Source organism: Burkholderia sp. Bp8998 (genome assembly GCF_003854235.1).
Taxonomy (GTDB): domain Bacteria; phylum Pseudomonadota; class Gammaproteobacteria; order Burkholderiales; family Burkholderiaceae; genus Burkholderia.
This window is the reverse complement of record NZ_QTQF01000001.1, coordinates 454,543-475,291: the sequence shown is the minus strand read 5'-3', so window position 1 is coordinate 475,291 and position 20,749 is coordinate 454,543. Positions and strand designations below refer to the sequence as shown.

Here is a 20,749-nt window from a genome sequence, read left to right as displayed (position 1 = left end):
TCCGGGTGGAAAACTTGGGGCCGCCCGGCGTTTTCTTGAGAGTGCGATGCGCTGGCCGGCGCGCGGCAGCCGTTCGCCACGCGCCGGCCGGGAAATTCCCGGGCAGCGGGCGCGCACGGAACCCTATTCCGTCGCCCGCTCCTTCGTCGGCGTCGACACCACCGGCGCGCCGGCCCGATGCGACGGCGCGAAGAGCCGCAGCCCGCTCGCGACGCTCGCGGCGCCGGCAAAACCCGCACCGAGCATCAACGCGAGCGTCGGCCCGTGACGTCCGGCGATCCCGAACGACAGCGCGACGAGCGCCGCGCCGGTCGCCTGTCCGATCAGCCGCGCGGTCGCGATGATCCCGCTCGCGCCGCCGCTGCGCTCGGGCGGCGCGCTCGACATCAGCGCCTTCAGGTTCGGCGACTGGAAGAAACCGAAGCCCGCCCCGCACAGCATCATCCGCCAGCCGATGTCGAAGACGTTCGGCGCTGCCGGCAACGCGGCGAGCGACACCATCCCCGCGCTCAGCAGCGCAAGCCCGATCGCACCCAGCAATCCGGGCGGATAACGGTCGGACAATCGGCCCGCGATCGGCGCGGCGAGCGCGACGATTGCCGACCACGGCGTCATCAGGAAGCCGGTCTCCACCGCACTGCGATGCAGGACCGTTTCGAAGTAGAACGGCAGCGACACGAACGCGAGCCCCTGCGCGGCAAACGCGCACACGGCCGTCAGCGCGGACAGCGTGAACACCGGCCGGCGGAACAGGTCGACCGGCAGCATCGGCGCCGGGTGCCCGGCCTGGCGACGGATCAGCAGCCAGCCGAACGCGAGCGCGACCGCGGCGGCCGCGAACACGATGGACAGCGGCCCGCGCTGCGCGAATTCGCCGAGCGCGAAGATCAGCGATGCGAACGTGATCACGTTGAACAGTGCGGCGAGCGGATCGAACGCATGCTTGCCGCGCGCCGTCTGCGGCAGCGACGGAATCGCCACGGCAAGCGCGAGCACGCCGAGCGGGACGTTCACCGCGAACAGCCACGGCCATGCGGCCACCGACAGGATCAGCGACGCGATCGTCGGCCCCACCGCGAACGACACGCCGACGACGAGCGCGTTGAAGCCGACGCCGCGCCCGAGCCGGTGCGCGGGAAACAGGTTGCGGATCAGCGCGACGTTCACGCTCATGATCGCGCTCGCGCCGAAGCCCTGCACGATCCGCGCCGCCGTCAACTGCGGCAGCGTCGCCGCGAGCGAGCAGCCAAGCGACGCGAGCGTGAATACCGCGAGGCCCGCGACATACACGCGCTTGTGACCGACGATGTCGCCGAGCGACGCGAACGGCAGCAGCGTCGCGACCATCGCAAGCTGGTAGGCATTGATGATCCACACCGACGCGGCCGGCGACGCGTGCAGGTCGGCGGCGATCGCGGGCAGCGCGGTGTTCGCGATTGCCGTATCGAGCGTCGCGAGCGCGACGGCCAGCAGCACGGCGGACATCGCGCGCCAGTTGACGGCCGGCTCCCGGGTGCCGGCGGGGGATGCGAATTCGGACAAGATGAGGCTCGACTGACGAGCGACGCGCGGCGTCGCGGATTGAGCGGCGCGGCGTCGGAGGCTCCGTGCAACAGCAACGGAACGCGCGGCACCGCGTGCCGTATTGTTGCAGAGCCGCATCGAACGTGCAGGCAACTGCGTCGTCAGTCAGACAAATGAAAGGTCGAGCGTGCCGCGACGGGTGCACGGCATCGTTGAGGACGCAACGATCGGTGGCCCGGGCGCCTGTCGGACGGCGCGCGTCCTGGCGCCGTTACGACACCGCACGTCGCGCGTTACGTCCGCGCAGCCATTCGAGCGCGAGCAGCAGGCTCGTCGAGAAGATGATCAGGATCGTCGCGAGCGCGGCGATCGTCGGGCTGATGTTCTCGCGGATCCCGGTGAACATCTGGCGCGGCAGCGTCGTCTGGTCCGCGCCCGCGAGGAACAGCGTGACGACGACTTCGTCGAACGACGTCGCGAACGCAAACAGCGCGCCCGACATCACACCCGGCGCGATCACCGGCAGCGTGACGCGGAAGAACGTCGTGACGGGGTTCGCGCCGAGCGACAGGCTCGCACGCACCAGGTTCTGGTTGAAGCCCTGCAGCGTCGCGGCCACCGTCGTCACGACGAACGGCACGCCGAGCGCCGCGTGCGCGGCGATCAGCCCCGTGTAGGTGTTCGCGAGCCCGAGCGGCGCGAAGAACAGGTACATGCCGACGCCGACCACGACGACAGGCACGATCATCGGCGACAGCAGCACGGCCATCAGGAGCCCCTTGCCGCGGAAGTCCGCCTTCGTGAGGCCGATCGCGGCGAGCGTGCCGAGCACGGTCGCGACGACGGTCGCCGACGGCGCGACGATGAAGCTGTTCTTCGCGGCCATCCGCCATTCGTCCGACGCGATCAGGTTCTCGTACCAGCGCGTCGAGAAGCCCGGAATCGGATAGACGAGGAACGTGCTCGACGAAAACGACAGCGGCACGATCGCGAGCACCGGCAGGATCAGGTACAGCAGAGTCAGCACGACGAGCACGCGCAACGCGATGTACCACGCGCGCTCGACGAACGACATGTGCGGCGCGAACAGCGGCCTGGCGAGTTTCATGGTCCGAATCCCCTTCCCGTTTCCCTGTGCCCGGCGCTCAGCCGAGGCTCACGTTCGTGCGCGTGAAGCGCCCGTACACCGCATACAGCACCAGCGTCGCCGCGAGCAGCAGCCCGCCGAGCGCGCACGCCATGCCCCAGTTGATCGTCACGTTCGTGAAGTACGCGACGTAGTAGCTGACCATCTGGTCGTTCGGCCCGCCGAGCAGCGCGGGCGTGATGTAGTAGCCGATCGCGAGGATGAACACGAGGAGCGCACCCGCGCCGACGCCCGGATAGGTCTGCGGCACGTACACGCGCCAGAACGCGGCGAACGGATGGCTGCCGAGCGACACGGCCGCGCGCTGGTAGGTCGGCGGGATCGACTTCATCACGCTGTAGAGCGGCAGGATCATGAACGGCAGCAGGATGTGCGTCATCGAGATGTACACGCCGACACGATTGAACAGCAGCGTCAGCGGATGCGAGATCAGCCCGCTGCCGATCAGTGCCGTGTTGATCAGCCCCTCGCTTTGCAGCAGCACGATCCACGCGGCCACGCGCACCAGCACCGACGTCCAGAACGGAATCAGCACCAGGATCATCACGAGGTTCGCGCGACGCTCCGACAGCGTCGAGATCCAGTACGCGAGCGGATAGCCGAGCAGCAGCGCGAACAGCGTGACCGCGACGCCGATCACGAACGTGCGGCCGAAAATCGAGAGATAGATCGACTGGTCGGGATCGGCCTGCACGATCTGGCCGAAGCCATCCTGCTTGTGGTCGAGCGCGGCGAGCAGGTAGAACGGCGACACCTGGCTGCCGTTCTTCGCGATCGACTGCCAGTACGCCACGTCGCCCCAGCGCGAATCGAGGTCGATCAGCTTCGTGCGCGTTTGCGCGGGCGTCAGTGCCGCGTCGCCCTCGCCCTTCAGCGGCATCGCACGCGCCGTCTTCGCGACGAGCGAGCGGTAGCCGGGAATCTCGGTGTTCAGTCGCCGTGCGAGCGCGCCCATCGCCTCGCTGTCGGCGACCTTCGCCATGTCGGCCGCGAGCGCGACATACGCAGCGTCCGCCGGCGGCGCCTTGCGGTCCCAGCCTGACAGCGCGGCGATCGTGTTCGGCAACGCGGTCGCGATCTCGGGGTTCTGCACCGCGCGCGTGAGCAGCGTGCCGATCGGCACGACGAAGATGAGCAGCAGGAAGATCGCGAGCGGCGCGATCAGCAGCAACGCCATCGTGCGCTTGCGGGCCTCGGCGGCCTTCAGCTCGCGCTTGAGCGCAGCGGTCGACTGCGAGGAAGGGGCGATCGTCATCGTGTTCAACGGTTCTCTCCGGCCGGGCTCGATCCGGCGGAATGCCGCGCGACGCGTTCAGCGTCGCGCGGCCGGTTGCATCAGGACACCTGAACGGCTGTTACTTCGTCGCCCACGCGGCGAAGCGCTGCTCAAGCTCGTCGCTGTGATCGGTCCAGAAACCGATGTCCTCCAGCACCGCGTTCTTGCCGTTGGCCGGCGAGTTCGGCAGGTTCGCGAGCGTCTTCGCGTCGAGCGACTTGATCGCCGCGACGTTCGCCGGGCCGTACGCGATGTGCTGCGCATACGCCTGCTGCGGCTTCGGCGTCAGCGTGTACGCGATGTACTGCTCGGCGAGCGCCTTGTTCGGCGAGCCCTTCGGAATCGCCCAGTAGTCGAGGTCGTAGATGCTGCCGTTCCACACGACCTTCAGGTTCTTGCCCTCCTTCTGCGCGGCGTCGATGCGCCCGTTGTACGCAGTCGACATCACGACGTCGCCGGCCACCAGGAACTGCGGCGGCTGCGCACCCGCTTCCCACCACTGGATGTACGGCTTCAGCTCGTCGAGCTTCTTGAACGCGCGATCCTGCCCAGCCTTCGTGCCGAGCACCTTGTACACGTCCTTCGTCGGGACGCCGTCGGCCATCAGCGCGAATTCGAGGTTGTAGCGCGCGCCCTTGCGCATCCCGCGCTTGCCGGGGAATTTCTTCACGTTCCAGAAATCGGCCCAGCCGGTCGGCGCGGTCTTCAGCTTGTCCGCGTTGTACGACAGCGCGGTCGACCACACGAAGAAGCCGACGCCGCACACCTGCGGCGACTCCGGAATCAGGTCGGACTTCTTCGCGATCTTCGACCAGTCGAGCTTCTCGTACAGCCCTTCGTCGCAGCCGCGGTTCAGGTCGCCCGATTCGACCTCGACCACGTCCCAGTTGACGTGCTTCGCCTCGACCATCGCCTTCACTTTGGCCTGCTCGCCGTTGTATTCGACGGCCGTGACCTTGTTGCCGGTCGCTTTCTCGAACGGCTGGTTGAACGCGGCCTTCTGCGCGTCGCCGTTCGCGCCGCCGAAGTTGACGACCGTGAGTTCGGCCGCCGTGGCCGATGCGCCGACGACGGCGAGCGCCAGTGCGAGCGCGGTGCGACGCGCGGTAATGCTTGCTCCGTTCATGGTGGTTCCTCTCCTCTCGTGGTGGAAGTGGGCTTTGTTGTTGACGACGTGCTGCGGAAAATCGCGGAAAACAGGTATCAGGCGAACACGCGCAGGTGCTCGGGCGCGAACGCGAGCGACACCGGCGCGCCGGGCGAGAACGCATCGAGCGCGCCGGTGCCGAGCGGCACCTTCACGAAACATTCGTCCTGGCCCGGCAGCGCGCAGCGCATGCGCACGTGATCGCCGAAATAGATGAGGCTGCGCGCCTCGCCGGTCACGCGATTGGCGGTGCCGTTCGCGTGACCGTTCGCGAGGCTCATGCGTTCGGGGCGGATGCAGGCGACGGCCGGCGCGCCTTCAGCCACGTCACCGATACGACGGCCCACGAGCTGCGTGCCGTCGTCGAGCCGGAATTCGCAGAACTCGCCGTCGACGCGCGCGATGGTGCCGCGCAGTCGGTTGCTGTCGCCGATGAAGTTCGCGACGAATTCGTTGCACGGCGATTCGTACAGGCGGTCGACGGTATCGAGCTGCTGCACGATGCCCTTGTCGAACACGGCGACCCGATCGGACATCGTCAGCGCCTCGCCCTGGTCGTGCGTCACGTACACGAAGGTCACGCCGAGCTTTTCGTGGAGCGCCTTCAGCTCGTACTGCATGTGTTCGCGCAACTGCTTGTCGAGCGCGCCGAGCGGCTCGTCCATCAGCACGAGCTTCGGCTCGAACACGAGTGCACGCGCGAGCGCGATGCGCTGCTGCTGGCCGCCCGACAACTGCGCCGGATAGCGCTTCGCGAAGCGCTCCATCTGCACCATCTTCAGCGCATGCGCGACACGCTCCGCGCGCTCGCCTGCCGACAGCTTGCGCACCGTCAGCGGATACGCGACGTTCTGCTCGACCGTCAGGTGCGGAAACAGCGCGTAGTTCTGGAACACCATGCCGATGTTGCGCTTGTGCGGCGGCACGGTATTCAGCAGTTCGCCGTCGAGGCGGATCTCGCCGCCCGTCGGAAACTCGAAGCCCGCCAGCATCATCAGGCAGGTGGTCTTGCCCGAGCCGGACGGCCCGAGCAGCGTCAGGAATTCCCCTCGATGGATGTCGAGGTCGAGCGATTTGACGACCAGCGTCTCGCCGTCGTAGGTCTTCCGCACGCCGCGAAAGCTGACGATCACATCATCGGACTTCATCGTGGCTGTCCCCTTGCTGCGCGACAAACGTTTATGAATGCCCCCAAACCTGTCGCTGCGCGCCAGGCCCCCCGAGGGGGTCAAGAAAACTTGGGGCGGCCCGGCGTTTTCTTGCGAGATGGACCCACTATACGGCGCCCACGGTTCTATACTAGGGAACCATTTCAATATTCCAAGTAGAACCACTTTGGATACCGTGATCCTCGCCGACTGGCTCTCCGCCCGTCTCGACCGCAGTTCGTCCGAGCCGATGTACCGGCAACTGCTGCAACAGATGCAGCAAGCCATCCTCACCGGAGAATTGGGGCCAGGTACAAAGCTGCCGAGTTCGCGCACGCTGGCGGCCGACCTGTCGATCGCGCGCAATACCGTGCTGCACGTGTACGACCAGCTGACGGCCGAAGGCTACGTGCTGACGACGACCGGCAGCGGCACCTACGTGGCCGACACGCGCCCGGATGCCGCCGCGATTCGCGTGCCGGGCGCCGCGCCGCCGCCGTCCGATGTCGATGCGGCGTCGCAGCAGGATGCACAGGGCGGCCTGTCGATGCGCGGCCGTCAGTTGATCGAGCACGCGGGCGTGTCGCGGCGCCAGTGGGGAGCGTTCATGCCGGGCGTGCCGGACGTGGCGGAATTCCCGAGCCGCACCTGGAGCCGCCTGCAGGCGCGATTGTGGAAGCAAGCGAATCCCGAGTTGCTGACCTATGCGCCCGGCGGCGGCTACCGGCCGCTGCGCCGCGCGCTCGCCGACTACCTGCGCGTCGCGCGCTCGGTCAAATGCTCGCCGGACCAGGTGATCATCACGACCGGCATCCACCAGTCGATCGACCTCGCGGTGCGGCTGCTGTCCGACATCGGCGATCGCGCGTGGGTCGAGGAGCCGTGCTACTGGGGCGTGCGCAGCGTGCTGCAGGCGACCGGCCTCGCGCTCACGCCGGTGCCGGTCGACCAGGAAGGCATCGATCCGGGCGCGAGCGACATGCAGCATCCGCCGCGGCTCGTGCTCGTCACGCCGTCGCACCAGTATCCGCTCGGGATGGTGATGAGCCTCGCGCGGCGCCGGATGCTGCTCGAGTACGCGCGCCAGCACCGGTGCTGGATCATCGAGGACGACTACGACAGCGAATTCCGCTACGGCAGCCGGCCGCTCGCGTCGTTGCAGGGGCTCGATGACGGCGGCCGCGTGATCTACGTCGGCAGCCTCGGCAAGATGCTGTTCCCGGGCCTGCGGATGGGCTACATGGTCGTGCCGGAGCATCTGGTCGACACATTCCGCACCGGGCTGTCGGAGCTGTATCGCGAGGGCCAGCTGATGCAGCAGGCCGTGCTCGCCGAATTCATCATGGACGGGCACCTGACTTCTCACGTCAGGCGGATGCGCACGCTGTACGGCGAGCGCCGGCAATTGCTGATCGATGCGATCCATGCGCGCTTCGGCGACGCGCTGCCCGTGATGGGCGACGAGGCCGGCCTGCATCTGGTGCTCGGCCTGCCCGACACGTGCGACGATCGCGCGGTCACGCAAAGCGCATTCGACGCAGGCGTGATCGTGCGTCCGCTGACCAGCTACTACAGCAATCTGGACACCGCGCGGCGCGGGCTGCTGCTCGGCTATGCGTGCGTCGCGCACGAACGCATCGGCCCCGCGTTCGACACGCTCGCGGCAACCATCGAACAGCACCTGCCGCGGCACTTCACGCGCGCGGCATGACCACGTGCGTCATGGCGCGGCAGCCGCGCCGCGGTCGAGCGACGCCGCGCGCACCGCTTCGCCGGGCTTCGTGAACATGCGCTGCCGCAGCGCGGCGATCTGCGCATCGCGATCCTGCGGCGACAACCCGGCCGCGTCGATCTGCGCACGCTGCGCCGCATAGTCGGCATAGCGGCTCTGCCACGACGCGTCGTCCTGCTGCATCTGCGCGACGCGTGCGGCGGCTTCGGGGCCGAGCGTCTGCGTCAGTTGCGCGCGCATCGCATCAGGCGTCGTCCCGCTCTTCTGCAACTGCGCGATCTGGGCGATCGCGGCCTGCTGCCGGTCGGCCTTCTGCCGTGCCGCGCGTTCATCGGCCGGCATCTGCTGTGCGAGCGCCGCGAGCCGCTCCGCCTTCTGCGCATCCGTCAGCGTGCGGTCCTGCGCAATCTTCAGCCGCGCGAGATCGTAGCGCTGCCGCCACTGCTCGGCGCCGAAGAACGGCTGGCTCCAGTCACCGAGCGTCCGATATGCGATCGACGCGCGCTGGTCGAGCGCGAGCTGCAGCGCACCGAGATCGGCCTTGTCGACCGCGCCCGCCTCCGGCAGCTTCGCGAGCGCGTCGAGATACGCGCGGTATCGATGCCAGACATCGAGCGCCTCGGGCTGCGCCGCCGTGCCGTCGAGCTGTGCGGCGATCTCGCGCACGACGAGCGCATCGAGCGCGATCGCGCTCAAGTCGCTCCGCGCGGTCAGGCAGTAGTCGAAGAAATCGCGCACCGCACGCGACCTCGCGAGATGGCCGCCGGCATCGAGCGGTAGCCGCGGCGCACTGGATCCGGCGAGCGGCGGCGGCAGGCCCGTGCTCGCCGGCAGTGCGGACTGCGGCGGCGCGGCAGTCACACCGCCGAGTGCCGCCGCACCGGCCGACGCGTGGGCAACGTCCGCATCGCGATGCGATGCCGCGCCGCTCCAGATCGCGACACCGGCGATTGCCGCCAGCCCCGCCGCACCGTAGATCGCAACGCGCCGCGCGAGCGGCGCGCGTCCTTCACGTGCCGTCATCGATCACACGCCCGCGAGCCGCAGCCGGTTCGCGTGCGTGCGGATCACCGCGACCGGATCTTCCGCATACGCACCGCGCACGCCGAGCAACTGGTTGATCTCGTCGAGATGGTTCCACTTGTAGCTCGTGCCCAGCACCTGCCCGTACAGCGCGCTGCACTTCGACACGAGCCCGTCGTTCTGGCCGGAGCCGCGATTGATCATCACCGTGCCGGTACCAAGCAACGCAAGCGTCGACAGGTCGAGCGCGTTCGCCGGGTCGATCAGCGGAAGCGTGCTGGTGTCCGCCGCGCCCGTGACGCCGAACGCGGAAACGGTCGGCTGGATCGCCGTGCCGGCCCACGAATACAGCAGGTGCGTGTTGCCGCCGACGGTCTCCGTCGGCGCGCCCGTCTGGCAACTGCCCGGCGCGCCGAGGCCCGCACTCGGATAATTCTGGTTGTACGTGGCGGCCCGGGAAGTCGTCAGCGTCTTCAGTGCGGCGAGTGCGTCCTGGTTCGTGTTGTTGTTGCTGCTCGTCAGGACGCCGAACACATTGACGAACGCGGCGATCACCGACGACGACAGTCCGGTCGGATCGTAGGCGAGCACGCTTTGCACGAAGTCGGCGAACTCGGAGCCGCGATGCGGCGTGCCGATCGTCGTCACCGACGCGACGAGATCGGGCGCGACGGCCGCGACATAGCGCGACGTGAGGCCGCCCTGGCTGTGACCGACCAGGTTCACCTTGGTCGCACCGGTCGCGGCAAGCACGGTCTTCACGTAAGCGAGCAGCTGTTCGCCGCGCCCGTTCGGGCCGTCGTCGCTCTGGAACCCCGACAGGTTCGCGACGTAGACGGTCGCACCGTGCTGCTGCAGGTCCTCCTGGATGCCGTACCAGTACTCGAGCACGCCCGCGTACTTGTCGGTACCGGTGAGCCCGTGCACGAGAATGATCGGATAACGCGTCGCCGCGTAGTTGTCCGCCGGCGCGGTTGCCGCCATCGCCGCGTGCGTCGTCGCGAGCGTCATCACCGCGGTCGTCCCCGCGAACGGCGCGACGCTCATCGCGCATGCCACTGTCCCTGCCACCACCCTGGAACGCATCGATCTGGCCATGCATGTTCTCCTGATTATTGTGCTGCCGGTGCGAATGAGATCGGATCGACGCGCACGGCCAGTCGCGAACGGTCGCGGGCGACCGTGTGCGTCGAATGGGGGAGTGAATCACGAGTCGCGAACGTTTGCGCCCTGACTAGATACGGTTCTCTAATCGGTTGACGTACCCCGCCCGTTCGGGCGGGGCAGCATTCACGCGCGCGCATGCTGCATCGCACACGCGCGCCGCGCGTTACAGCTTCGCGCTCACGCGCACCCATGCCGTGCGCCCCGGCTCCATCACCGGCGCGTTCGCCGGATAGCCGAAGCCCGCGTTGCCGGCGAGGTTGAGGTGCTCGGTGTAGGCCTTGTCCAGCACGTTGTCGACGCCGACCGAGATCTGCACCTTCTTGCTGACGTTGTACTGCGCATGCAGCGACAGCACGCCGAACCCCGCGCTCGGGCCGAAGTCCTTGCCGACCACGTTGCCCTCGTTCAGTGCATGACGATGCTGCGGCGCAACGACCCGCCACAACCCGCCGGCCGACCATGCGCCGCGCGAGTACTCGAGCCCGAAGCGCGCCTCGAGCGGCGGCATCTGCGGCAGCGGATCGCCGCTCGTCGCGTTGCGCCCCCACGCATAGGCGAGCGATGTCTCGACGCGCAGCGGTGCGACCGGCCGCCACGACACGCCGGCTTCGCCGCCCATGATCTGCGCGTTGACGTTGGTCGCCTGCGTGGTCGGACCCATCATCCCGGCCGCATAGTTGAACAGGATGTAGTCCTGCACATAACCCGCGTAGGCCGACACCCACGCATCGAACCGGTCGCTCTTGTACTGCGCGCCGATGTCGAGCTGCGTGGTCTTTTCCGGCTGCACCGCCGAGAACGCGTTGATCGAGCCGGCCGGGCCGCGCTTCGCGGAGAACAGCTCCCAGTAGTCGGGATAGCGTTGCGCGTGGCCGATCCCCGCGTACCACGTGACCGGCAGCGACGCGAGGTCGCGTTCGTAGCGTACGAAGCCGCTCGGCAGCACGCGTGCGCGATCGTCGTCGAAGGTCGGATTCGGCTTGCTCGCCATCATCCCGCGCGTCGTCGCACGCTTGTCGCGCGCGCTCGCGTAGTCGACCCGCGCGCCGCCGATCACGCGCGACGCATCGCTCGCATACCACGTCAGCTCGCCGAACGCGCCCGCGTTCCACATCGTCGCCCGTGCATCCCACGGCTGATCGCCGTAGTTCTGCCGCCCCATCGCAGAGCGTGCGTCGAGCCGGTTCGACTGCGCGTCGACGCCGGTGACGAGCGTGAAGTCGTCGCCGAAGCGGAAGGTCGCCGCGGCCCGCGCGCCGAGCGTGCGGCGCCGAACCTCGGACGCCATCCGCATCGGCATGCTGCTGGTCGGGTCGGGCTGCCGCAACGTATAGTTGTCCATCACGTGGTCGGCTTCGTTGTAGTACACGCGCGCCTCGATCCGGTCGAGCACGTCGCCGAGATGCCGCTTGTCGAACGACAGGCCGAACGTCTCGCGACGGAAATGCGCGCCGTCCATTCCGCGCCCTGCATAGCGCGCATAACCGTCACCGGTGCCCGCCGTCAGTTCGACGCGCGTGTGATCGTCGGGCGTCCAGCCGAGCGCCGCGTCCGCGTTCCACTTGTCCCATTGCGACGGCACGGTGTTGCCGTTGCCGTCCTTGTAGTCCTGCGCATGCGCATGATTCGCGGTCACGCGGCCGTAGACGTCCGGCGTGCCGGCCGTCACGTCGACGTTCTGGTCGTCGCGGCCGAACGACCCGCCGACCACGCTGCCGTCGAAACGCATGCCGGGGCGCTCGAAACGCGGCGTCACGCGTTCGAACAGTACGGTGCCGGCCGATGCACCGGGGCCGTACAGCACGGTCTGCGGACCCTTCACGACCGTGACCTTGTCATAGCTTTCCGGCGCGATATACGAGGTCGGCGCATCCATCCGGTTCGGGCACGCGCCGAGCGTCGGCATCCCGTTCGCGAGAATGTTCAGCCGCGACCCGAACATCCCGCGCAGCACGGGGTCGCCGTTCGTCCCGCCGCTGCGGATCGACGTGAAGCCGGGAATCGTCTTCAGGTAGTCCGCACCGTCGCTCGCCGGCAGCGGCTGGCGCGGCGTCTTCGGATTCGTGACGACGACGAGCGGTGTCGTCAGCGGCGACGCGACGACCTCGACGGGAGGCAGCAGCGCGGCCGCGTCGTCCGTCGGCGTGCCGGCCGCACGCGCGGATTCGGTCGCGGCCGCGGTCATCGCGCCGACGGCCAGCGCGGGAACGGTAAGTTTCAGCATGCGCGGCACGTGCCGCACACGGGAATGGCGCGGCGCCCTCGGCGCGCGCAAGGAAAGAATGGTCATGATCGAAAGCCCGAGTAACGCCCTCCACGCGGCCTCGACGGACCGCACGGATATCGGCGATGAAAGAAACGGAAGACAGCGCGTCAGGCGCGCTCGGGCGGTGCGCGTGGATACGCGCGCGGATAGCGGTCGTCGCGCGCCGCGACGGAATGCGGCGCGGCGGCGGAAACGGCGTGGGCCGGGACAAAGGTGAACGATGCGGCGACCGCGCCGCCGATCGCGGGACTGTGCGCGAAGAAGCCGCAATAGCCGCACGCATCGAGATGCCGCGCATGATCGTGTGCGTGGCTCGCAGCGGGCGCACGGTGCGCGCCATGCTCTGCACTGCAGACGATTGCATCGGGAGTGGCCGCCGGTGCGATGCGCCACTGCGACACCAGCGGCGCCGCGATCGCGAGCCAGATCGCGAACACGCCGAGCCAGGCGGTCAGGTGACGATGTCGGTGCAGCATGCGCGGCAATGCGTAAGCGGAATGTAAAAGCAGCAGAGATGTTACCGAATGTTCGCCGCGATGGCCAGTCGCGCATCGCGGTAAACGAACCGGGGGCGCATGGTTGGCAATACAACCATGCGCCCCCGGCTGCTGCGCGGCTTCAGCGCGCGGCGATCACGGCGCCATGCGTCGCAGCACGTCGTCGCGCCGGACGAAGTGGTGGTAGAGCGCGGCCAGCGCATGCAGGCCGATCACGAAGTAGAACGCGTTGCCGATCAGTTCGTGCGCATCCTTGACCGTGGGCCGCAGCGCCTTGTCGGGGCCGAACAGCGTGAACGACACGCCGATCCAGTCGAGCGACACGGGCTTGCCGCCCATGTTGACCAACATGATGCCGAGCAACGGCTGCGCGATGATGAATACGTACAGCGCGAGATGAGCGAGCTTCGACAGCCACTTCAGCAGCGTCGCCTGCGGAATGGGCTCCGGCACGCGGCTGACCGCCCGCCACAACACGCGCAGCACCGAGAGCACAAGCACGAAAGTGCCTGCCAGATAGTGCACGTTCATCCAGAACACGCGACTGTCGCTGCCTTTCGGTCCACGAATCTCGACGGCCAGGTAGGCCAGCGCCACCAGCAGGAAGACAGCCCAGTGGAAGAAGATCGCAGGTGAGCTGTAGCGCGTCTGTTTCGCGAGGATGTTTTTCATGCTGTGTCTCGTATTTCTCGTCGGTATGCGGGGCGGGCACGTGCCGCGGCTGGCCGGTGCCCGGCGGCTGCCCCGATTGTAGCCTCACGTGCGGCGGGCGTTGCACGACCGGATCAAATATCGGAAGAATCCGCACGGCCCCGCCCCGCGGCCTACCATATGGAAAATCCGCATCGCGCGCATCCGCGGCTGTGGCACGATGAGGCTTTGGTGCGACGTTGCGCGGGCATCATGAGCAAAGCGTTCTTCGTTGCGGCCTACCGGCTGATCGCCGCGTTGCTCGCGGTGTCCACCACGCTGCACAGCGTCGCCGACTACTGGGGCATGCCGGCCTTTCATCTCGGCAACTACCTCAGCTACTTCACGCAACTGAGCAGCCTGTATGCAGCGGCCATGCTGATCGCGGGGCTCTCGCGCGTCACGCGCCCGGGCTCGGCCCGCTACGAATCGATGCGCGGCGCCGCCGTGCTCTACGTGCTGATCACCGCGATCGTCTACGAACTGCTGCTCGCACGGCTCGATGCGCTGCGCCACATCACACCGGCCCTCAACAACTGGGTCCTGCACCGGATCGTGCCGCTCGTGGTGCTGTGCGACTGGCTGTACGTGGAGCCGCGCTCGCCGATCCCGTGGCGCAGCGCGTTCGCGTGGCTCGGCTTTCCGGTCGTCTATCTCGGCTATACGCTCGTGCGCGGCGCGCTGGAGAACTGGTATCCCTATCCGTTCGTCGATCCGCGGCCGCACGGCTACCTGCCGGTCGCGATGCAGTGCTCGCTGATCGCGCTCGGTGCGGCGGGACTCGCACTCGGCATCCGCTGGCTCGGCAATCATGCGAGGCAGTCCGGCGCCGCGACGCTCAAGGAAGGGTGACGGCGGGAACGTGTGCGCCGCGCGGCGCACACGTCGTGACGCGGCGCGTCAGCCGCCGTTGCGCGGCAGGAAGTACATCGGATCGACGACCTTGCCGTTCTGCCGGACTTCGAACTCGAACGTCGCGCGGCCGCTCGCGTCGGTGCCCATCTCGGCGACCGGCTGGCCCGCGCGCACCGCGTCGCCTTCGTTGACGAGCAGCCTGCCGTTGTGCCCGTAGGCGGTGATGAGCCCGTTGTCGTGCTTCAGGATCACGAGCGGGCCGTACGCCTTCACGCCGGATCCGGCGTAGACCACGCGCCCGTTGGCCGCGGCCCGCACCGAACGGTCGGGCCCCGACGCGGCGATCACGATGCCGCGCGTCTTGCCGGCGGAGAACGGCGTCGCGACGATGCCCGTGGCCGGCCATGCCAGCGAGCCGGGTTGCGTGGCCGCCGCGGACGGCTGCCCGAGCGAAGTCGCGGCCGGCGGCGGCGCGACGCGCAGCACCTGGCCGGGCGACAAGGTGTCATTTGGCGACATGTGGTTCCAGCTGGCCACGTCCTGCACGCGCTGCCCGTACGCGGCTGCAACGCCGGCGAGCGTGTCGCCCGGATTCACGCGGTAATAGCCGGCGATCACGCCCGGCGTGGCGACCGACGCCGGCGTCGACGGTCGCACCGGCTGCCAGCTGTCGGTCCACGGCGTCATCGTACAGCCCGTCAGCGCGGCAGCCCCGGCGACGAACGCCGCTTGCGGCAACCAGCGCGCCAGCGCATCGTGGATCGGAATCGTTTTTCTCAAGGGTCCTCCCGGATTTGCGTCGTTGCGCCGCCCACCGCCCTCCGGCGTGCGACGCACGATGTCCGGCCGGACGGCCGGACCAACCAGTATCCGACCGCTCTCGCGGCCGTCAGTTTCCACAGCGGAACGTCGACGCGAACGGGCTCACCGGCCCCTTTTTCGCGTCGTCCCGATCGTCAAAGATACCATTTGTCGTGGTCCGGACCGCGACAGGCGCCCGCGCCGGCAACAATCTTGCGATGCCGCGGGCGGATGCCGGCGGCCCGCAAGCCGCACCGCGCGGGGCGTCCGGCCGGCGATAACGCGGCAGCCGGCCGTGTCGCATCAACGACCGCCGCCCCGCTGCCGGCCGCCTCCTATACTCGGAGGTGCACCGCACGATCCAGCGATAACGAGGAGAAAACCATGAACAATGCGACGTTTCTGTCCGTGCAGCTCAACGCCGAGGATTTCGCCGGTTCCAGCGGCCTCGTCGAATTGCTCAACCGGCACCTGCTGTTCGCGACGGACGTCGCCGAAGCCGCGGACGCCCTCGTCCAGCTGGCGAGCGTCGCGCACCTGAGCCACACCCGGCACAGCGTCGAGCTGCCGGTCCTCGCGATCGAGCGGCTGCGCGACGCGCTCGACACGCTGAGCGGCTACGACGAAGCATGGCTGCAGGCGCTGGAGCCCGCCGACGCGCTGTTCCGGGACATCGGCCGCGGCCCGCGGCCGCTGCACTGACGAGACAGGCGCCGCCAATGAAAACAGCCCGTCGTTCCGTGACGCGGAACGACGGGCTGCGTGTACTGCGCAGGGTCGGATCAGGCCGTGTTGGCGGCCGACCATCAATGACGATTAACGACCCTTGTAGACCGGTGCGCCATCCGACACGCGCTTCACTTGCCAGCCGGTCTTGGCGACTGCCGGCGCACCCGACTCTTGCTGGGCGGCCGGTTGCGCGCCGTAGCCGCTCGTATCGGCGGCGGCGACGTTCTGTTGCGGGTTCACGCGGGCTTCAGCGGCCTGGATGCTTGCCGGGTAGTCGGTACGGTCGCTGCCCAGCTTGTAGCCGGCCTGTTGCAGCTCGGCCAGTTCGGCCTTCACCTGCGCACGGGTGACGGGCGCGCTCTGTTGGGCAAACGACACGGCGGGAACGGCGAGGACGGCAGCTGCAGCGAACGTTGCGATCAGCGATTTCATGATTACCTCCGGGATTTTTTTGCTTCGCCGCACACACCATGTCTGCAGCGATTGAACAAAGTTTAGTCCCGAGATCACTTAGGGAAAACCATGAAAGAACGAAAACACTGTTTCCTCGGAGCCAACAATTCCGGAATCCGGGAACGGAAAACCCTACTCAAAGCATAGATTTTCGCAACAATACCGTCCTCGCCTGCCGGTTACGACCAGTTCGCGTGGAAACTGCCCGGCTTGTCGGTACGCTCGAACGTGTGCGCGCCGAAGAAGTCGCGCTGCGCCTGCACAAGGTTCGCCGGCAGCCGCTCGGAGCGGTAGCTGTCGAAGTACGCGACCGCCGATGCGAACGCCGGCACCGGCACGCCTGCCTTCACCGCGGCCACCACGACGTCGCGCAGCGACGCCTGATAGTTCGCGGCGATATCCTTGAAATACGGGTCGAGCAGCAGATTCGCGAGCGCCGGATCCTTTGCGTACGCGTCCGTGATCTTCTGCAGGAAGCGCGCGCGGATGATGCAGCCCGCGCGGAAGATCTTCGCGATCGTCCCGAGATCGAGGTTCCAGCCGTACTCCTCGGACGCCGTGCGCAGTTGCGCGAAGCCCTGCGCGTACGAGATCACCTTGCTCAGGTACAGCGCGCGGCGCACCGCTTCGATAAACGCCGCACGGTCGCCGTCGAACGGCGCGGCGGCCGGGCCCGACAGGATCTTGCTGGCCGCGATGCGCTCGGTCTTCAGCGACGACAGCACGCGCGCGAACACCGACTCGGTGATCAGCGGCAGCGGCACGCCGAGATCCAGCGCGTTCTGGCTCGTCCACTTGCCGGTGCCCTTCTGCGCGGCGCGATCGAGGATCACGTCGACGAGGTGCTTGCCTGTTTCGTCATCCTTCTTGCCGAAGATCTTCGACGTGATCTCGATCAGGTAGCTGTCGAGCTCGCCCTGGTTCCACTCGGTGTACACCGCGCCGAGTTCGTCGTTGGTCAGGCCCGCGACGTCCTTCAGCACCGCATAGCTTTCGGCGATCAGCTGCATGTCGCCGTATTCGATGCCGTTGTGGACCATCTTCACGTAGTGGCCCGCACCGTCCGGCCCCATGTACGCGACGCACGGCTCGCCGTCCGACGGGGCCTTCGCGGCGATCTGCTTGAGGATCGGCTCGACCAGGTCGTACGCGTCGCGCTGGCCGCCGGGCATGATCGACGGGCCGCGCAGCGCGCCCTCTTCGCCGCCCGACACGCCGGTGCCGATGAAGTGCAGGCCCGATTGCGCGAGTTCCTGGTTGCGGCGGATCGTGTCGGTGAAGTGCGTATTGCCGCCGTCGATCAGCACGTCGCCCTTCTCGAGCAGCGGCTTGAGCGATGCGATCGTCGCATCGGTCGCTTCGCCGGCCTTCACCATCATCAGGATCCGGCGCGGCGTTTCGAGCGACGCGACGAATTCCTCGAGGGTATGGGTCGGCACCAGATTGCGGCCGGGGAATTCGGCGATCAGTTCGTCGGTTTTCTCGCGGCTGCGGTTGTACACCGACACCGCGTAACCGCGGCTCTCGATATTGAGTGCGAGATTGCGGCCCATCACCGCGAGCCCGATCACACCGATTGCTTGTTTGCCCATTAGTCAATTCTCCGGAAAAAACAGGGCGCGACCCGAACCGGGCCGCGCGCACAGGCGAAAGGATAGTGGAAACCCGGCCGCGATGCGCGCTGGCGTGTCATTGCTCCGCGTGCGGCAGGCGCCGGAACACGACGCTCAGGTTGTTCGCCGGCATCTCGACGACCTCGATGCAGTCGAGGCCGCGGTCGAGGCCGAGCGCGACGACCGTCTCGAGATCGCGCACGCCCCACGACGGGTCGCGGCTGCGCAACTGCCGGTCGAACGCTTCGTTGGACGGCGCCGTGTGCCGGCCCTCGCGGCGATACGGGCCGTACAGGAACAGCACGCCGCCCGGGCGCAGCGCGCGCGACGCGCCGGCGAACAGCGCGTCGGTGCAGGCCCACGGCGAGATGTGAATCATGTTGATGCAGACGATCGCGTCGAACGCCGCGGCCGGCCACGACGCGTCGCGCACGTCGAACGCCAGCGGCTCGGCCAGGTTCGCGAGGCCGGCATGCGCGACCCATGCGGCAATCGAGCGCCGCGCGTGCGCGTCGGGATCGCTCGGCTGCCAGCGCAGCCCCGGCAGCGCCTGCGCGAAATGGACCGCATGCTGCCCGGTGCCGCTCGCGATCTCGAGCACGCTGCCACTGGCCGGCAGCACGCGGCGCAACACGTCGAGGATCGGCCCGCGATTGCGCTCGGCCGCCGGCGCCGACAGCCGCGCGGACGGATCGGGCGAAGACGTCGGCCCGGTCACGAGGCATGCTCCGGTGCGTTGCCGGAAACGCCCAGCCGCGCGTTCAGCGCGTCGAGCGCGGGCGCACAACGCGCCTCGACCTTCAGCGTCAGCATCGGATCGGCTCGGGTGTGGCCGAGGTTCAATGCGGCGACGGGCTTGTTCTGCGCCTGGGCCCACACGCAGAACCGGTAGCCGGAATACACCATCAGCGACGAGCCGACGACGAGCAGCGCATCCGCCGCATCGAGCGCCTGCGACGCCAGCGCGACGCGTTCGCGCGGCACGTTCTCGCCGAAGAACACCACCGCCGGCTTCAGCAGCCCGCCGCAGGCCGGACAGGCCGGAATACGGAACGTGTCGAGCGCGGCCCATTCGAGGTGCGCGTCGCCGTCGGCGGCGGGTTCCGCGTGCGCGCCCAGCAGTTCGGGGTTGTCCGTTTCGAGCACGGTCTGGATCGTCGCGCGCGCGTGATGCGCGCCGCAATCGAGGCACGTGACGCCGTTGATGCCGCCATGCAGTTCGATCACGTCGCCGCTGCCTGCACGCTGGTGCAGGCCGTCGACGTTCTGCGTGACGAGGCGCTCGATCCGGCCGGTGCCGCCGAGCCGCGCGAGCGCGACGTGCGAGCGGTTCGGCTGCGCACGGCCGACCACGGGCCAGCCGATCATGCTGCGCGCCCAGTAGCGCCGGCGCGCCGCGTCGGACCCGAGGAATTCGTGGAGCTGGATCGGCGGCGAGCGCATCCATTGACCGTTGCGGTCGCGATAGCCGGGAATGCCGGAATCCGTGCTGATGCCCGCACCGGTCAGCACGAGCAGCCGCGGATGGCGCTCGATGAACGTGTGCAGCGCATCGAGCGCGGCCGGATCGATGCTGGCGGATGAAGGGTCGGGCAAGGCGATGTCGTTCATGTTGGCGGCGCGTGATCGGGCGCGGTGACTGGCCGTGCGGCCAGCGCGCCAGCACATGATACAGAACGCCGCGCGATCCGGCCGGCGGTCCGCGCGCGGCACCGGCGGGCAAAAAAAGACGCCCATCGACCACATGGCGATGGGCGCTTCAACAATTGATCCATCGGGGTAGTGGATCAACTGACAGCACAATGTCGTCAGATCCGTCGCAGTGCGGCCGGCGGACCGTTCCCCTGAACTACATCTTCGATTTCCTGACGTTGCCTTGATGTTTGCGCGGATCGCCGCGCGGCACGGCGTGCGGCACGCACACGCATGCGGCGCGCCTGCGTTTCGCGCGTCGGCATGACGATCCGGAAGTCATGGTCGTCCATCTGCGTGCACCGGCGGTTCATCCCCGACGGCCGACCGGCACTGGTCGGCCTCGTGCGTCACGCCTGCACGTCGTCGTTCGGAACGAACCCGATTTGTTCGGATGGAACGAAAAGCCGCACGCTCATGTCGCCGCACTCAACGGCGAAGCGAATTCACGGGCAGGTCGGCGATTCATGTTTGCAACATGACACGTTGCGATTCGGTCTGTTCTCATTCTCTTGTCCCCGTCTTGTATGTATCCGACCTACTGAAGCGATGGCCGGGCCCGACTTCGCCGGCGATCGCGCTCACGGCGCATACAGACATGCAAGGAGCGCACCATGCTTCGCGGCGTAAGGCCCCGCGGCCCGTGAAATAGCCCCGATGCAAATCGCACGGCAACAGATGGGCGTGAACGTTTCGAAAGTGAAACGACCCCCGACCGACGGCGATCGCGTGCGACGCCCGTGTTGCAGGAGTGTGACGCGTGCGCCGGCGGGGCGTTGCGCCCGTTCGATGCCGACGATCCGCTTGCGGCTGCCCGACCCTGGCCGCGCATGTGCACGCCTGTTGACCTGCCCGCACGACGGATCGTCAACGGCCCGCGGCGGACACCGGCGCCACACGGAAGGCACCGCCCGATGGGCCGCAACCGCCCGTACCGCTTGCCGCATGCCCGATTCGAATCGTCGTCGACGGAACTATTCGGTTCCTAT

Annotated in this window: 18 protein-coding genes; 3 read left to right on the top strand and 15 right to left on the bottom strand. The window is 68.0% G+C overall.

Annotation, left to right across the window (positions count from 1 at the left end; genetic code table 11):
• Nucleotides 1–123: 123 nt before the first annotated feature.
• The 5 genes from DIE06_RS02180 to DIE06_RS02160 all read right to left on the bottom strand — a co-directional run bounded on the left by DIE06_RS02180 (nt 124) and on the right by DIE06_RS02160 (nt 6,242).
• Nucleotides 124–1,542 (bottom strand): MFS transporter, encoded by a 1,419-nt coding sequence (locus DIE06_RS02180; protein ID WP_124659946.1) that lies wholly within the window; start codon nt 1,540–1,542, stop codon nt 124–126.
• A gap of 253 nt (nt 1,543–1,795) precedes the next feature.
• Entirely contained in the window at nt 1,796–2,632 is an 837-nt protein-coding gene (locus DIE06_RS02175) for an ABC transporter permease (RefSeq protein WP_124611789.1), read from the bottom strand.
• A gap of 37 nt (nt 2,633–2,669) precedes the next feature.
• Nucleotides 2,670–3,926 carry an ABC transporter permease gene (locus DIE06_RS02170; RefSeq protein ID WP_185733329.1) on the bottom strand — a complete coding sequence of 419 codons (1,257 nt, stop codon included), beginning with the start codon at nt 3,924–3,926 and terminating at the stop codon, nt 2,670–2,672.
• 100 nt (nt 3,927–4,026) lie between these two features.
• A complete protein-coding gene (locus DIE06_RS02165) occupies nt 4,027–5,073 on the bottom strand; it encodes an ABC transporter substrate-binding protein (RefSeq protein ID WP_124659944.1) in 1,047 nt (348 codons plus the stop codon).
• A 77-nt stretch (nt 5,074–5,150) separates the two neighbouring features.
• Entirely contained in the window at nt 5,151–6,242 is a 1,092-nt protein-coding gene (locus tag DIE06_RS02160) for an ABC transporter ATP-binding protein (RefSeq protein ID WP_124659943.1), read from the bottom strand.
• Nucleotides 6,243–6,429: 187 nt separating this feature from the next.
• Between DIE06_RS02160 and DIE06_RS02155 the strand changes: the two genes are divergently transcribed.
• The gene (locus DIE06_RS02155; protein ID WP_124659942.1) at nt 6,430–7,953 is read left to right on the top strand and encodes a PLP-dependent aminotransferase family protein; all 1,524 of its coding nucleotides are present in this window, start codon (nt 6,430–6,432) and stop codon (nt 7,951–7,953) included.
• 9 nt (nt 7,954–7,962) lie between these two features.
• Here the strand turns inward: DIE06_RS02155 and DIE06_RS02150 are convergent, their stop codons facing one another.
• From DIE06_RS02150 to DIE06_RS02130, 5 genes are all read right to left on the bottom strand, one after another.
• Nucleotides 7,963–8,997, bottom strand: coding sequence for a lipase secretion chaperone (locus tag DIE06_RS02150; protein ID WP_124659941.1), 1,035 nt, complete (start codon nt 8,995–8,997; stop codon nt 7,963–7,965).
• A gap of 3 nt (nt 8,998–9,000) precedes the next feature.
• A complete protein-coding gene (locus DIE06_RS02145; protein WP_124659940.1) occupies nt 9,001–10,095 on the bottom strand; it encodes a triacylglycerol lipase in 1,095 nt (364 codons plus the stop codon).
• Nucleotides 10,096–10,327: 232 nt separating this feature from the next.
• On the bottom strand, nt 10,328–12,454 hold the full coding sequence (locus tag DIE06_RS02140; RefSeq protein WP_124659939.1) for a TonB-dependent copper receptor: 2,127 nt from the start codon (nt 12,452–12,454) through the stop codon (nt 10,328–10,330).
• Nucleotides 12,455–12,537: 83 nt separating this feature from the next.
• Nucleotides 12,538–12,906, bottom strand: coding sequence for a DUF2946 domain-containing protein (locus tag DIE06_RS02135; RefSeq protein WP_124659938.1), 369 nt, complete (start codon nt 12,904–12,906; stop codon nt 12,538–12,540).
• 156 nt (nt 12,907–13,062) lie between these two features.
• Nucleotides 13,063–13,599, bottom strand: a complete 537-nt coding sequence (locus DIE06_RS02130; protein WP_124659937.1) for a cytochrome b — start codon at nt 13,597–13,599, stop codon at nt 13,063–13,065.
• A gap of 231 nt (nt 13,600–13,830) precedes the next feature.
• Here DIE06_RS02130 and DIE06_RS02125 point away from each other — a divergent pair, with 231 nt between their 5' ends.
• Nucleotides 13,831–14,469, top strand: coding sequence for a Pr6Pr family membrane protein (locus DIE06_RS02125; RefSeq protein WP_124659936.1), 639 nt, complete (start codon nt 13,831–13,833; stop codon nt 14,467–14,469).
• Nucleotides 14,470–14,517: 48 nt separating this feature from the next.
• Here the strand turns inward: DIE06_RS02125 and DIE06_RS02120 are convergent, their stop codons facing one another.
• Nucleotides 14,518–15,252, bottom strand: a complete 735-nt coding sequence (locus DIE06_RS02120) for a peptidoglycan DD-metalloendopeptidase family protein (protein WP_124659935.1) — start codon at nt 15,250–15,252, stop codon at nt 14,518–14,520.
• A 405-nt stretch (nt 15,253–15,657) separates the two neighbouring features.
• On the opposite strand from DIE06_RS02120, the gene DIE06_RS02115 reads away from it, so the two are divergent.
• The gene (locus DIE06_RS02115) at nt 15,658–15,975 is read left to right on the top strand and encodes a hypothetical protein (protein WP_124659934.1); all 318 of its coding nucleotides are present in this window, start codon (nt 15,658–15,660) and stop codon (nt 15,973–15,975) included.
• A gap of 114 nt (nt 15,976–16,089) precedes the next feature.
• On the opposite strand, the gene DIE06_RS02110 is transcribed toward DIE06_RS02115, so the two are convergent.
• The 4 genes from DIE06_RS02110 to DIE06_RS02095 all read right to left on the bottom strand — a co-directional run bounded on the left by DIE06_RS02110 (nt 16,090) and on the right by DIE06_RS02095 (nt 19,679).
• A complete protein-coding gene (locus DIE06_RS02110) occupies nt 16,090–16,434 on the bottom strand; it encodes a DUF4148 domain-containing protein (RefSeq protein ID WP_124611802.1) in 345 nt (114 codons plus the stop codon).
• Between the two features lie 200 nt (nt 16,435–16,634).
• A complete protein-coding gene (gndA, locus tag DIE06_RS02105; protein ID WP_124659933.1) occupies nt 16,635–18,047 on the bottom strand; it encodes an NADP-dependent phosphogluconate dehydrogenase in 1,413 nt (470 codons plus the stop codon).
• Nucleotides 18,048–18,144: 97 nt separating this feature from the next.
• Nucleotides 18,145–18,786 (bottom strand): DUF938 domain-containing protein, encoded by a 642-nt coding sequence (locus tag DIE06_RS02100; RefSeq protein ID WP_124659932.1) that lies wholly within the window; start codon nt 18,784–18,786, stop codon nt 18,145–18,147.
• Nucleotides 18,783–19,679, bottom strand: a complete 897-nt coding sequence (locus DIE06_RS02095) for an NAD-dependent protein deacetylase (RefSeq protein ID WP_124659931.1) — start codon at nt 19,677–19,679, stop codon at nt 18,783–18,785. The genes DIE06_RS02100 and DIE06_RS02095 overlap by 4 nt, the downstream gene beginning before the upstream one ends.
• Nucleotides 19,680–20,749: the final 1,070 nt, after the last annotated feature.

What these genes read in the sequence shown, in the direction of transcription:
- DIE06_RS02140 (WP_124659939.1), bottom strand. Translation starts at nt 12,454, where the DNA reads ATGACCATTCTTTCCTTGCGCGCGCCGAGGGCGCCGCGCCATTCCCGT.
- DIE06_RS02170 (WP_185733329.1), bottom strand. Translation starts at nt 3,926, where the DNA reads ATGACGATCGCCCCTTCCTCGCAGTCGACCGCTGCGCTCAAGCGCGAG.
- DIE06_RS02110 (WP_124611802.1), bottom strand. Translation starts at nt 16,434, where the DNA reads ATGAAATCGCTGATCGCAACGTTCGCTGCAGCTGCCGTCCTCGCCGTT.
- DIE06_RS02160 (WP_124659943.1), bottom strand. Translation starts at nt 6,242, where the DNA reads ATGAAGTCCGATGATGTGATCGTCAGCTTTCGCGGCGTGCGGAAGACC.
- DIE06_RS02165 (WP_124659944.1), bottom strand. Translation starts at nt 5,073, where the DNA reads ATGAACGGAGCAAGCATTACCGCGCGTCGCACCGCGCTCGCACTGGCG.
- DIE06_RS02095 (WP_124659931.1), bottom strand. Translation starts at nt 19,679, where the DNA reads ATGAACGACATCGCCTTGCCCGACCCTTCATCCGCCAGCATCGATCCG.
- DIE06_RS02175 (WP_124611789.1), bottom strand. Translation starts at nt 2,632, where the DNA reads ATGAAACTCGCCAGGCCGCTGTTCGCGCCGCACATGTCGTTCGTCGAG.
- DIE06_RS02115 (WP_124659934.1), top strand. Translation starts at nt 15,658, where the DNA reads ATGAACAATGCGACGTTTCTGTCCGTGCAGCTCAACGCCGAGGATTTC.
- gndA (WP_124659933.1), bottom strand. Translation starts at nt 18,047, where the DNA reads ATGGGCAAACAAGCAATCGGTGTGATCGGGCTCGCGGTGATGGGCCGC.
- DIE06_RS02135 (WP_124659938.1), bottom strand. Translation starts at nt 12,906, where the DNA reads ATGCTGCACCGACATCGTCACCTGACCGCCTGGCTCGGCGTGTTCGCG.
- DIE06_RS02125 (WP_124659936.1), top strand. Translation starts at nt 13,831, where the DNA reads ATGAGCAAAGCGTTCTTCGTTGCGGCCTACCGGCTGATCGCCGCGTTG.
- DIE06_RS02150 (WP_124659941.1), bottom strand. Translation starts at nt 8,997, where the DNA reads ATGACGGCACGTGAAGGACGCGCGCCGCTCGCGCGGCGCGTTGCGATC.
- DIE06_RS02145 (WP_124659940.1), bottom strand. Translation starts at nt 10,095, where the DNA reads ATGGCCAGATCGATGCGTTCCAGGGTGGTGGCAGGGACAGTGGCATGC.
- DIE06_RS02130 (WP_124659937.1), bottom strand. Translation starts at nt 13,599, where the DNA reads ATGAAAAACATCCTCGCGAAACAGACGCGCTACAGCTCACCTGCGATC.